This window comes from Burkholderia pyrrocinia, from assembly GCF_001028665.1.
GTDB classification, from domain to species: domain Bacteria; phylum Pseudomonadota; class Gammaproteobacteria; order Burkholderiales; family Burkholderiaceae; genus Burkholderia; species Burkholderia pyrrocinia.
Map to the genome: position 1 here is coordinate 1925779 of NZ_CP011503.1, position 13022 is coordinate 1938800.

The 13022-nt window shown below is 67.2% G+C and carries 9 protein-coding genes and 1 other RNA gene; 6 read left to right on the forward strand and 4 right to left on the reverse strand.

The features are described 5' to 3' along the window. The first annotated feature begins 71 nt into the window (after window positions 1-71). The 3 genes from ABD05_RS08920 to ABD05_RS08930 are packed head-to-tail and all read left to right on the forward strand — an operon-like array spanning window position 72 to window position 2211. Window positions 72-812 carry an amino acid ABC transporter permease gene (locus ABD05_RS08920; RefSeq protein WP_047899806.1) on the forward strand — a complete coding sequence of 247 codons (741 nt, stop codon included), beginning with the start codon at window positions 72-74 and terminating at the stop codon, window positions 810-812. Then, window positions 812-1489, forward strand: coding sequence for a glutamate/aspartate ABC transporter permease GltK (gene gltK / locus ABD05_RS08925; protein ID WP_047899807.1), 678 nt, complete (start codon window positions 812-814; stop codon window positions 1487-1489). The genes ABD05_RS08920 and gltK overlap by 1 nt, the downstream gene beginning before the upstream one ends. After that, window positions 1486-2211, forward strand: coding sequence for an amino acid ABC transporter ATP-binding protein (locus ABD05_RS08930; RefSeq protein WP_047899808.1), 726 nt, complete (start codon window positions 1486-1488; stop codon window positions 2209-2211). Before gltK ends, ABD05_RS08930 begins: the two co-directional genes overlap by 4 nt. 82 nt (window positions 2212-2293) lie before the next feature. On the opposite strand, the gene ABD05_RS08935 is transcribed toward ABD05_RS08930, so the two are convergent. Together ABD05_RS08935 and ABD05_RS08940 are read right to left on the reverse strand one after the other, a co-directional pair. Continuing rightward, the gene (locus ABD05_RS08935; RefSeq protein WP_047899809.1) at window positions 2294-7552 is read right to left on the reverse strand and encodes an autotransporter outer membrane beta-barrel domain-containing protein; all 5259 of its coding nucleotides are present in this window, start codon (window positions 7550-7552) and stop codon (window positions 2294-2296) included. A 639-nt stretch (window positions 7553-8191) separates the two neighbouring features. Then, window positions 8192-9103, reverse strand: coding sequence for a class II glutamine amidotransferase (locus ABD05_RS08940; protein WP_047899810.1), 912 nt, complete (start codon window positions 9101-9103; stop codon window positions 8192-8194). Window positions 9104-9317: 214 nt separating this feature from the next. On the opposite strand from ABD05_RS08940, the gene pyrC reads away from it, so the two are divergent. From pyrC to rnpB, 3 genes are all read left to right on the forward strand, one after another. Beyond that, entirely contained in the window at window positions 9318-10382 is a 1065-nt protein-coding gene (gene pyrC, locus ABD05_RS08945) for a dihydroorotase (RefSeq protein ID WP_047899811.1), read from the forward strand. Further along, on the forward strand, window positions 10379-11257 hold the full coding sequence (locus tag ABD05_RS08950) for a DUF3025 domain-containing protein (protein WP_047899812.1): 879 nt from the start codon (window positions 10379-10381) through the stop codon (window positions 11255-11257). Before pyrC ends, ABD05_RS08950 begins: the two co-directional genes overlap by 4 nt. A 12-nt stretch (window positions 11258-11269) precedes the next feature. After that, an RNA gene (rnpB, locus tag ABD05_RS35300) (RNase P RNA component class A) lies at window positions 11270-11681 on the forward strand. Window positions 11682-11751: 70 nt separating this feature from the next. Here rnpB and ABD05_RS08955 read toward each other — a convergent pair. Further along, a complete protein-coding gene (locus ABD05_RS08955) occupies window positions 11752-12216 on the reverse strand; it encodes an OsmC family protein (protein WP_072436316.1) in 465 nt (154 codons plus the stop codon). 421 nt (window positions 12217-12637) lie between these two features. Then, window positions 12638-12943, reverse strand: coding sequence for a DUF1090 family protein (locus tag ABD05_RS08960; protein ID WP_047899813.1), 306 nt, complete (start codon window positions 12941-12943; stop codon window positions 12638-12640). Between the last annotated feature and the right edge of the window lie 79 nt (window positions 12944-13022).

Here is a 13022-nt window from a genome sequence, read left to right on the forward strand (position 1 = left end):
GATGCAGAAATGACGCTACTGAGACGGAAGAGGCCACGCTTCTTCCGTCTCTTTTTGCTGGAGTCTTGCCCATGTCTTACCACTGGAACTGGGGCATCTTCCTGAGCCCCGTGTCGACCGGCGAGCCGACGACTTATTTCGGATGGCTGATGTCCGGCTTCCGGGTGACGATCGAAGTGTCGCTCGCCGCCTGGGTCATCGCGCTGATCGTCGGTTCGTTGTTCGGCGTGCTGCGCACGGTGCCGAACAAATGGCTGTCCGCGCTCGCCACCGCGTACGTGTCGATCTTCCGGAACATTCCGCTGATCGTGCAGTTCTTCGTCTGGTATCTCGTGATACCCGAGCTGCTGCCGGCGTCGATCGGCACCTGGATCAAGCAGTTGCCGCCCGGCACGCAGTTCTTTACCGCGTCGATCGCCTGTCTCGGGCTGTTCACGGGCGCGCGCGTGTGCGAACAGGTGCGCTCGGGGATCAACGCGCTGCCGAAGGGCCAGCGCGCCGCCGGCCTCGCGATGGGCTTCACGCAATGGCAGACGTACCGCTACGTGCTGCTGCCCGTTGCGTACCGGATCATCGTGCCGCCGCTCACGTCGGAATTCCTGAACATCTTCAAGAACTCCGCCGTCGCGTCGACGATCGGCCTGCTCGACCTGTCCGCGCAGGCGCGCCAGCTCGTCGACTACACCGCGCAGACCTATGAGTCGTTCATCGCGGTCACGCTCGCGTACGTGCTGATCAACCTCGTCGTGATGGCGCTCATGCGCTGGATCGAAGGCCGTACGCGGCTGCCCGGCTATATCGGAGGCAAGTGATGCATCAGTTCGACTGGAGTAGTATTCCCGGCGCGCTGCCGACGCTGTGGACAGGTGCGATCGTCACGTTGCAGATCACGCTGATCGCGATCGTCATCGGGATCGTGTGGGGCACGCTGCTTGCGCTGATGCGGCTGTCGGGCGTCAAGCCGCTCGCGTGGTTCGCGCAGGGCTACGTGACGGTGTTCCGCTCGATCCCGCTCGTGATGGTGCTGCTGTGGTTCTTCCTGATCGTGCCGCAGTTGCTGCAGGGCGTGCTCGGGCTGTCGCCGACGATCGACATCCGCCTCGCGTCGGCGATGGTCGCGTTCTCGCTGTTCGAGGCCGCGTATTATTCCGAGATCATCCGCGCCGGCATCCAGTCCGTGCCGCGCGGGCAGGTGAACGCCGCGTTCGCGCTCGGCATGAACTACACGCACGCAATGCGCCTCGTGATCCTGCCGCAGGCGTTCCGCGCGATGGTGCCGCTGCTGCTCACGCAGGCGATCGTCCTGTTCCAGGATACGTCGCTCGTGTACGTGATCAGTCTCGCGGACTTCTTCCGCACGGCCGCCAACGTCGGCGATCGAGACGGCACGACCGTCGAGATGGTCCTGTTCGCCGGCGCATGCTATTTCGTGATTTGCTCGTTGGCGTCTGTTCTCGTCAAGAGTCTCCAGAAAAAGGTCACACGATGATTTCCATCAAGAACGTTTCCAAGTGGTACGGCCAGTTTCAGGTTCTCACCGACTGCACGACCGAGGTCAAGAAAGGCGAAGTGGTCGTCGTGTGCGGCCCGTCGGGCTCCGGCAAGTCGACGCTGATCAAGACCGTGAACGGCCTCGAGCCGTTCCAGCAGGGCGAGATCCTCGTGAACGGCCAGTCGGTCGGCGACAAGAAGACGAACCTGTCGAAGCTGCGCTCGAAGGTCGGGATGGTGTTCCAGCATTTCGAGCTGTTCCCGCACCTGTCGATCACCGAGAACCTGACGCTCGCGCAGATCAAGGTGCTCGGCCGCGGCAAGGACGAGGCGAACGAGAAGGGCATGAAGCTGCTCGATCGCGTCGGCCTGAAGGCGCATGCGCACAAGTATCCGGGCCAGCTGTCGGGCGGCCAGCAGCAGCGTGTCGCGATCGCGCGCGCGCTGTCGATGGACCCGATCGCGATGCTGTTCGACGAACCGACGTCCGCGCTCGATCCCGAGATGATCAACGAAGTGCTCGACGTGATGGTCGAACTCGCGCAGGAAGGGATGACGATGATGGTCGTCACGCACGAGATGGGCTTCGCGAAGAAGGTCGCGCATCGCGTGATCTTCATGGACAAGGGCGCGATCGTCGAGGACGACCGCAAGGACGATTTCTTCTCGAATCCGAAATCGGAACGCGCGAAGGACTTCCTCGCGAAGATCCTGCACTGAGCGTTCGCGCACTGCGTGCGCTTCGTGCGCGCCAATGCGAAACCGCCCGGCCGAGCGCCGGGCGGTTTTTTTTCGTCCGCCGTTACCAGCTATACCGGTAGCCGACCTGCCCGACGATCCCGCGCCGGTAGTCGCCGCCGATGTTGCGCGCATATTTCACGTTCGCGTACAGCTCGCCCGACTTGCCGAAGCCCGCGGTCACGCCGACGCCGAGCTCGTACCACGTGCGGCCGAGATGCGTCGCGAACGGCGTGCCGCCGACGACGGTCTGGCCCGGCGACAGGAAGTCGTGCAGCACGTCGGCCGTGAAGTACGGCGTCGCGGCGCCGCCGCCCGAGTTCGCCTCGAGGTTCGGCCGGAAGATGCGCACGCCGACGCGGCCGCGCAGCGCATTCGTCGTCGTGCCGGACACGGCCGACACGGTGTCGTTGAACCCGTTGAGCTTCAGGTACTGGTACATCAGCTGCGCCTGCGGCTCGATCGCGATCGGCGTGCCGCCGATGCCGAACGGCTTGCCGACCTCCTGCGACAGCGCGATGCCGAAGCCGTTCTGCGACGCCTCGTTGCCGTAGCTGTCGCGATAGCGGTTGCCGTAGTGCGTGACCTGCCCGACGCTGTCGAAATACGTGCCGTCGGACAGATAGCGCGTCCAGTAGCCGCCGACGCTCTGCGCGTGCATCTCGACCGAGCCCGTCGACGTCGACAGGTTCTGCGAGTCCGCGCGCGCCATGTCGCTGAAGCTCGCGTTCGACACGCCGATGCTGGCCGTCACGCCCGCATGCGTGCTGCTGCCGCCGGGTGCCTGGTCGAGCGTCCAGTCCTTGCCGAACTGCGCGAAGAACGTGCGCTCGTCGGCCGCGAAGCGGCCCGCGTTCGCGTCGAGGCTCTGGCCGCCGATGCGCCCCCACACGCCGTCGCGGTTGCCGGGCTGCTGCTTCGCGACGTTGTAGATGTCGCCGACGCGCTCGTGCAGCTTGCCGAGCGTCGAGAAGCCGTAGTCGGCGTTCAGGAGCGGCGTCAGCGCATAACCGGCGACACCCGGACGGTATGCGAGCGTGCCGCCGCCATTCCCGCTGCCGTCGCCGCCGCCGGACGGGTGGATCGGGTTGCTGCCGGGGTCCGTCGGATCGAGTTGCGAACGCAGGTACCAGCCGTTCGCGTCGCTTTGCCCGCCGCGATAGAGCCGGTATTCGTATGCGCCGGCCTGTACCGGGCCCGCGAGATGGAATGCCGACGCGGTGGTCGTGCCGCCGTTGGCCGTGACGACCACGGGAATCCCGTCGCCGGTCGTCTGCGCGCCGGTGCCGGCCGTATTGGCGATCTTCAGGCCGGTCGTGCCGCTCGCGGCGCCGCCGTTCACGATCAGCCGGTCGGTCGGCGAGGCATCGGCGCCGAGATACGTGTTGAGCGCGATCGTGCCGCCGTTGCCGACGTAGCTGCCGGTCGTCAGCGTCTTGTAGCTGCCCGTGAGCGTCGGCGAGCCGGCCGGCGCGGCGAACGCGACGAGGCCCGCGTTGTTCAGGCTGCTCAGCACCGAGCTGTCCGTCATGCGCCACGTGCTCGTGCCGTCGATCGTCAGCGCGACCGGGTCGATCCTGCCGGTCAGCGTCGTGCCGTTCGCGAGGAACACGTTGCCGGTGCTCGACGCGTCGGAGACAATGTCGCCCGCGAGGTTCACTGCCGATGCGTTGAAGGTCACGTTGCTGCCGTTCGCGAGATCGAGCAGCGTGCCGTTGCCGGCCGTCACGACCGTGCCGTTGCGCACCGCGATGTCGGCCGTGCCGCCGCGCGCGGCGAATGCCGGCCCGGCGACGGATGTCATGCTGCCGCCGTCGACGAGCACCGAGCTCGTCGCGCCGTTCGCGAGCGTGTCGGACGTCAGCACGCCGGCCGTCGCACCCTTGAGCGTCGTGCCGGTCAACGCGAGCACGCCGCCGCTGTCCGCGGTCGCGCCGCTGCCGGCCGCGCTGGCGATCGACGATCCCGTATCGCCGATGCGGCCGCCGTTGCGCGCGACGACGCCGTCGGCCGCGGCACCCGATGCGGTGACTTTCGCGCCCGACAGCAGCGCCGTCGCGCCGCCGTCCATGACGATCGCATGCGCGCCGGCGCCCGTCGTCGCGACGGTCGTGCCGTTGGCCGCAAGCGTCGAATCCGCGCCCGATACGAACAGGCCGCGCGCGTTCGCGCCGGCGGTACGGACGACCGTTGCCGCATCGGTCGCGATGCGTGCGCCCCCACCGGTCGACGCGAGCCCGTCGGCGCCGTTGCCGGTGGTCGCGACCTGTGTGCCGAACAACGCGATCGTCGTGTTCGCGCCGAGGTTGCGGATCCCGCTTCCCGAGCCGCCGACCGCGATCGACGTCGCGCCGGCCGCGAGCTCGCCGCCCGATACGGTCGAGTCGATCAGCACGCCGTCGGCGCTGCCGTTCGCGACGACGGTGCCCGCGCCCGACATCGCGACCGATGCGCCGGCGCCCGTCAGGCGCACGCCTGCAATGCCGTCGTCGGCTTCGATCGAACCCGTGTTGGCGAGCGTCGCCGACGCACCCTGCACGAGCGCGCCGGTGCCGTCGGACACGCGGATCGTCGACGCGTTGTTCACCGTGCCGAGCGTGCCGGCCACGACGCCCGTCGAGCCGGCGCCCGTCAGCAGCACCGTGTCGCGGTTCTCGAGCGTGCCGAGGTTTTGCGCGACGAAGCCCGTCACGCCGGCGGTCGACGACGCGACGGCGGCGTCGTTGGTCAGCGTCGTCGCAACCGGTGCGCCGGCGTTCGCGCCGGCGAGGTCGTGCGCCTGGCCGTCGACGACGCCCGCGATCGCACCGGCCGCGTTCAGGTTGATCGTCGCGCCCGCATCGATCGTGCCTTTCGCGCCGCCTTCGACTGCGATCGCGATGCCGTTCGCGCCGTTGACGTTGTAGATCGCGTTGCCGGTCGACAGCGTGGTGCCGGCGTCGGTCGCGAGCACGCCGTGCGCACGCTGGCCGTTGACGTCGGTCGTCAGCGCGCCGGCCGCCGACGTGCCCGTGTAGGCCGCACCGCCCGCGACGCGGAACAGCGTCGAGTCGTCGGTGTCGACGCCCAGGTGCTGCGCGGCGACGTTGATCTTCGAGCCCGCGCCATACGCGTAGAAGCCGATCTGGTTCGTGCCGGACATGAAGGCCGGCACCGCGTTGGCCCCGACGTCGATCGTCGCGCCCGAGCGCGCATGCACGCCGATCGCGCCGGTGCCCGTCAGGTTGAGCGCGCCGTCGAGCGTGGCCTTCGCGAGCGGCCCCTCGGCCCAGACGCCGTAGTTGCGCGTGCCCGATGCCGGATCGAGGCCGCCGGCCACGTTGATCGTCCCGGTCGACGTCGCAGCAGTCGCTTTCGTGCCGGTCCCGACGACCATGATGCCGATGCCGTTCACGCCATTCAGCGTGATCGTGCCCGTGTTGGTCACGGTCGCGGCGGTATCGGCCGCAAGCATGCCGACGTTCGCGAGCGGCGTGCCGGGCGCCGCGCCGTTGACGACGATCGAGCCCGCGTTGGTCAGCGTGCCGGACAACGAGCCGATGCTTGCCAGCGCGGCGCCGTTCTGCGTCTGCGAGCCGATCACGATCGTGCCGTGGTTGCTCGCGGTGCCCGATGCGCCGAGCAGGATGCCGTACGCGTGCGCGGACAGCGCGACGTCGTTCGCGGCCTCGGGCGACGCGGCGTCGTACTGGGCCGCGCGGCCGAGGTAGATCGTGCCGCCGGCTTCGTTCGTGAAGCTGCCGCCGGCGACGAGGCCGCCGATCACCTGGCTGTCGAGCGTCGTCGCGTTGACGCCGACGTTGATCGTGCCGGCGTTCGACCCGCTCGCGCCGTCCGTCGCGGCCACCGCGTAGTTCTGCAGGTCGGGGCGGTTGCCGACGAGGTTCCACGCGCCGACGTTCATCACGCCGTTGTTGACGAACGTCGTGCCCGCGCCATTCGCATATACGCCGTTGCCCTCGGTGTACGCGTGGAAGTCGAAATTGCCCGGCTGCGCGCTGCCGCCCGTATTGACGTTGTCGCCGGACGCGTATCCGGACGAGATCGCGCCGTTGTTGACGCCGCTCGCGCCGGTCAGCAGGCGCACGAGCGTGAAGTCGCCCGACAGGCGGCCGTCGTTGACGAAGTGCGCGCCGTTTTCCGCGAGGACCGCCGAGCTCGAGTCGATCGTGCTGGCGCCGCGGAAGTCGATCTGGCCGTCCTTGCCGATGCGCAGCGTTGCATTCGCGCCGGTGCCGTGCATCACCGACAGGTGATCGATCGGCAGCGTGTTCTTGTCGCCGGCGGACACGTTGTTCGCGTACTGGAAGGTTTGCTGCGAGAACGTGACGGCCTGGCCGAACGCGCTGTCGTAGGCCGCTTGCGAGCCGAGCGCGCCGCTTTGCACCGAGCGCACGAGAAAGTCGTTGTAGGCGGCCAGCGAAGCGGCATCGGTGACGCTCCAGGCGCTGCCGTCGAACGCGGTGAACTTGCCCGCGTAGGCCGGCACGTCGAGCTGGATGCTGCCGACCGGGCCGCCGCTCGCGAGATAGTCGCCGGTGCCGAGCCAGATCTGGTTGCGCGAATTCCAGTTGACGACGCTTTTCGCCGCGCCGGTGCCGTCCGCGAACGTCAGGTCGGTCTGCTTCGGCGCGATCGAGATCGCGTTGCCGGCCGCGTCGGGCGCGTTCGCCGGATTGCCGATCGACACGTTCAGCGTGCCGCCGGAGGTGTCGACGGTGCCGATCCGCGTGTTGACGTACTGGTTGCCGTTCACGTCATGGTAGACGGGCACGTTGGTCGAGCCGGCCGTCGACGCGGAGAACGCGGACGAGTTGTAGGTTGCGACCGACGAACGGGTGCCCGTGATCGAGTCGGGCGTGCTGATGCTCTGGGTCTTGCCGCCGAGCGACAGCATCGGCTGGTTCGGGGTGCCCGATACGACGGTCGCGTTGCCGATCGGCGTGAGGGTGTAGCCGGGGTCGCCGCCGACGCCGGTCCATGCACCCGTCACGCCGACCGTGTCGCCGCCCGACACGGTGGTTGCGCCGGCCAGGTTGTCGTTGACGGTCGGGCTGAAACTGCCGAGCGCGCAGGTGCCGCCGCTCGCGACGGCCGCGCCGCTGCCGCAGGTCGATGCATACGCGGAGCCGGACGACAGCGCGGCCAGCGCGGCGCCGAGCGCGGCGACGCGAAGCGGCGACCGGCGTGTTGCCGTGTGCGCAGCGCCGCGGCTTGCGTCGGATTCGCCGCCCGAACGCTTGCCGCGCGCCCGTGCCGTTTCCGCAACCGCGATCCAGCAACCGGCGGTTTCGCTCCATATCGATCGAAATGAGTGATTCACGACAAGCCCCTCTCTCTTTTTTTGAAGTGGTATTCACCGCGGTGCAGTGAAATCGCAATCCGCGGTGGAAAAATGGCCTGAGTGGGCGTGCAGCGGCCATGGCCGTTTCTGCGCCAATCGTGATTCGTTACACCGAGGATGGGCGGAGTCTACTGATCGAAGCGGCAGTCGATTATCAAAAAAATAATGAATGTGGCGATAATGCCGATTTCATTCGGTATTTTTAGATTGTGTGATGAATCGAACTGAAAGCATTGAGGGGTAAGGGATCTGCGGATTTTTTCGGCGCGAGTGCGTGATTGCCGGATCGGTGGGGTGGCGCACGGTTCGCATCGGGGCGGTGCGTTAGAATGCGGTTTCCGGATTATATGTGCTCCGGATTGCCTTGTTTATTTATTTCGGATCTGGGTTATTTTCGCTTGGAAATTAATAAAATTAAGCGAATGTTGTATTGCATTGAATCGATGTGCCGGAATGTGGTCCGGATGAAATGGAACCGACACGCGGCACGCGATTTTCTCCAGCGGTGAAAGTCGCCGCATCGCGTGCGCGCGAATTCGCCCGCCACGCTCGAACGTTGCGGGCGACGGTCTTGCGGTGCGGGAAATGGAAAGCGGGAAGGGCGCCGGCCCGCCGCGCTCAGAAGTCGATCGCGTCGTCGGAATCGCCGTCGGCGGCGGTGGCGAGCGCCTCGCGTGCGTCGCGCGGCGCGGAGGCCGACGCGTCGAGTGCGGGATTGCGCAGCTTCTCGAGCACGCGTTCGGGCACCGGGATCCGCATCCGCGCGGCGACGTCGCCGCACTGGAACATGATCAGCTCGCCCGGCTCGAACGCGGTCCAGACCTCGTTGTCGGTCAACGGCTGCGTCGCGATCACCGCGACACGATCCTCGGGCGTCGTGTATTTCGCGAAGTCGATCGACAGGTCTTCGTCGACGAGATGCGCGGTCGAGAACGGCCAGCGCCGCACGAGATAGTGCAGCCGCGTCGAGCAGTGCGCGAAGAGCGCCTGGCCGTTCGACATCAGGAAGTTGAACACGCCGTGATCGGTGATGCCGCGCGTCAGCTCGCCGACGCGCTCGAACAGTTCGGGCAGCGGCGGCTGTGCGCCGGGAAATGCCTCGCGCAGCCCCTGCATCAGCACGCAGAACGCCTGTTCGCTGTCGGTCGTGCCGACCGGGTGGTAGACGCTGCCGTCCATGTTCGGCGCATAGTCCTGCAGGTCGCCGTTATGCGCGAAGATCCAGTGCCGGCCCCACAGTTCGCGCATGAACGGATGGCTGTTCTCGAGCAGGATGTGCCCTTGCGTCGCCTTGCGGATGTGCGCGATCGTGTTCTTGGACTTGATCGGGTAGCGCTTCACCATCTCGGCGATCGGCGACGTGGCCGATGCCTGGTGATCGATGAACAGGCGGCAGGCCTTGTCTTCGAAGAAGGCGATGCCCCAGCCGTCGGCATGGTGATCGGTGAGCCCGCCCCGGGCCGCGAAACCTGTGAAGGAGAATGTGACGTCCGTCGGCGCGGCGCAGTTCATTCCTAGGAGTTGGCACATTTTACTTGGGGCGGCAGGCTGAAGCGGGGTAACGACGGGGTAACGAACCGGGCGAACCCCGGTACAATGCGGCTTCTAGCATATCACCGAGCCCTGAGCGGTAAAAAGCGGATTCCGCTGGCCAAAGGCCTCGTGTTGCGGTTTGCCGTCAGTCGGCCCGCGCACGCGTGTTCCGGCCCCGCTGATGGCCAGTCCGTTCCTCACGACGCCTCCTATGACTGCCTCGAACGCTTCCTCCCCGGCGACGCTTTCGCTCGCCCGTCCCGACGACTGGCACCTGCACCTGCGAGACGGCGACATGCTGGCCGCCGTGCTGCCGCACACCGCGCGCCAGTTCGGCCGCGCGATCGTCATGCCGAACCTGAAGCCGCCGGTGACGACCACCGCACAGGCGCAGGCCTATCGCGAGCGCATCCTCGCCGCGCTGCCGGCCGGGATGACGTTCGAACCGCTGATGACGCTGTACCTGACCGACAACACGCCGCCCGACGAGATTCGCCGCGCGCGCGAAAGCGGCTTCGTGCACGGCGTGAAGCTGTATCCGGCAGGCGCTACGACGAACTCCGACCACGGCGTCACCGATCTCGCGAAATGCGCGAAGGCGCTCGAGGCGATGCAGGAAACGGGCATGCCGCTGCTCGTGCACGGCGAGGTGACCGATGCGTCGATCGACCTGTTCGACCGCGAGAAGGTCTTCATCGACCGCGTGATGACGCCGCTGCGTCGCGATTTCCCGGGCCTGAAGGTCGTGTTCGAGCACATCACGACGAAGGACGCGGCCGACTACGTGCGCGATGCCGATGCGGCGCCGGGCCTGCTCGGCGCGACGATCACCGCGCACCACCTGCTGTACAACCGCAACGCGCTGTTCGTCGGCGGGATTCGCCCGCACTACTACTGCCTGCCCGTGCTGAAGCGCGAGACGCATCGCGTCGCGCTGGTCGAGGCCGCGACGTCGGGCAACCCGCGCTTCTTCCTCGGTACCGACAGCGCGCCGCATGCGCGCGGCGCGAAGGAAACCGCGTGCGGCTGCGCAGGCTGCTACACCGCGCTGCATGCGCTCGAACTGTATGCGGAAGCGTTCGACCACGCCGGCGCGCTCGACAAGCTGGAAGGCTTCGCGAGCTTCTTCGGCGCCGATTTCTACGGGCTGCCGCGCAGCGCCGAAACGGTCACGCTCCACCGCGAGACGTGGGAACTGCCGCGCGAGATCTTCGCGGGCGACACGCCGGTCGTGCCGCTGCGCGGCGGCGAGACGATCGGCTGGAAACTCGTGTGAGCGGCGCGCCGTCGCGCGAAGCCGGCCACGCGGCCGGCAGCGGGGCGGCGGATTTTGCGCGGATCGACTGGTCCGCGCCGTGGCTTGCGCCGTATGCGGAGCTGGGCCGCGCCGCGCAGGCGGCCGCACGGGCGGGCGACGCCGCGCTGCTCGACGCGCTGAACGGTGCGTTGCGCGACGGCGGGCGCGTCAGCGGTCGCGGCAGGCCGCTGCGGTTCGTGCCGCAGGCCGAGCTGCCGCCCGGTGTCGCGTACGAGACCCATATCGCCGGCACCGGCGACGTGCCGACCCGCCACAATCTTCACGACTTCTTCAATGCGCTCGTCTGGTTCGCGTATCCGCGCATCAAGGCCGCGTTGAACGCGCGCCAGGCCGCCGCGATCGACGTGGCGGGCGGCGTCGGGCCCGTGCGCGGCACGCTGCGCGATGCGCTCACGCTGTTCGACGAGAATGCCGCGCTGTTCGTGACGGCCGAGCGCGCGCTCGCCGATGCGCTGCGCGGCTTCGACTGGCCGCGGCTGCTGGTCGCCGCGCGCGATGCGTGGGGCACGCGCTGCGAAGCGCGGCTCGTCGGCCATGCGCTGCTCGAGAAGCTCGTCGCGCCTTACAAGTCCTGCACCGCGCACACGTGGATCGTCGAAGTGAGCGCCGACTATTTTTCGTGGCCCGACGCGCAACGCATTGCGCATGTCGATGCCCGTGTCGCCGCCGAACTCGCGACGCGCGCGTTGACGAGCCGCGATTTCTCGCCGCTTCCGGTGCTCGGCGTACCGGGCTGGTGGGGCGCGAATGCCGACGCCGCGTTCTACGACGATCCGGCCGTATTCCGCAGCGGCCGCCGTACGCGTGCAGCCGGCGGCGGCGCGCAGTGCTAGAATGCGCGTCGCAAAGCAGGCCAGGCAGTCGCGGCCTCGCCGCCTTCGGGCGCGCGGGGGCGAGGAAAGTCCGGACTCCACAGGGCAGGGTGATGGCTAACGGCCATCCGTGGCGACACGCGGAACAGGGCAACAGAAAGCAAACCGCCGATGGCCCGGCGCAAGCCGGGATCAGGTAAGGGTGAAACGGTGCGGTAAGAGCGCACCGCGGCGACGGCGACGTTCGCCGGCACGGTAACCTCCACCCGGAGCAATTCCAAGTAGGCAGGCGCGCATCTTCGGATGCAGGATGGGGCCCCCGTCTCGTCTGCGGGTAGGAAGCTTGAGCGCGTCAGCAATGGCGCGCCTAGAGGAATGGCTGCCACGCGTTGTGCGCTTCGGCGCACAGCGTGCACAGAATCCGGCTTATCGGCCTGCTTTGCCGTTCGAATGCGAAAGGGCCGGCGTCTCCTTGCGGAGCGCCGGCCCTTTTTTCATGCGCGCGTGCCGTGCGTTCAGGCGGCGACGATGTCGAACGAATGCGTGAGTTCGGCCGTCTTCGCGATCATGATCGACGCGGAGCAGTACTTGTCGTGCGACAGGTTGATCGCGCGTTCGACCGTGGCCGGGTTCAGGTTGCGACCGGTGACGGTGAAGTGGAAGTGCACCTTCGTGAACACCTTCGGGTCTTCGCTCGCGCGCTCCGCCTTCAGCGTGACCGAGCAGCCGGTGACTTCCTGGCGGCTCTTCTTCAGGATCAGCACGACGTCATAGGCCGTGCAGCCGCCGGTGCCGAGCAGCACCATTTCCATCGGGCGCGGCGCGAGGTTATGGCCGCCGCCTTCGGGCGCGCCGTCCATCGTGACGAGATGCCCGCTTCCGGTCTGGGCGGAAAACGCCATGCCGTCCTGACCCATCCAGCTTACTTTGCATTCCATGCTTGCACTCCAGCGTTGCCTGATTCGGATTCGATCCGGCATTGTAGCCCGCAGCGCTTCGGCCGGCTGATGCGGTGCACGACGTGCAGCGCCGCAGCCGCCCGAGCGGCGCGCAACAGCGTGCCGAACGGCAATTTCCGTGCTGAATTTAGGGGTTTTACTCTAGGGGTGGTCTATTTTTGGTCGCTCTGTTCGGGCTCAGGCAATTGATTTTAAAGAGAAAATCAAATTTGCTTGCTGGCAGTATGATATTTCACATCATGGTGTGCGATTTCGTAATGCAAATTTTCTTGTGCAGTCGGCGTCGCGTTCGTATAATGAGCCTCATTGGTTGTCGCGCTGCGGCAACCTCCGAATGTCTCCTCCACCCTCCTCCTAAGGTGGATTAAGCCCGAACCAGCCGTTCGGGCTTTTTTTCGTCCGATGCAAACATCGGCGCGCGGCTTGCGCGCCCCGGCATCCGTCAAGCAGGCTGTCGCGCGACCGGCTGCGATGTCGCGTCGGGCGGCGTGCCGCGCGAGCGTGCATCGGGTGCCGGTGCGGTCGCGGCCGACGCATGGCCGTGACCGCGTGCGCAGAAGTGGCGTACACGTTCGCGCACCGCGCGCAGGCGGGCGACGCGATCCTCGGCATGGGCGGTCCGGGCTTCGGCAATGCGCGCATCGAGCGCGTCGAGCTTGGCTTCGCAGCCGACCTGGGCGGCGACGGCAGGCGCTGTGGCGGCCAGCAGCGCGGCCGCGAAGAAGGGCGTAAGTCGTTGTTTCATCATGCTTGTTTGTTGTTTTCCGTGTTCGGCCGGTCTGGCGCGGCAAGGTCATGTGCCGCGCGTCGATGGGTGCCTCCCCGGG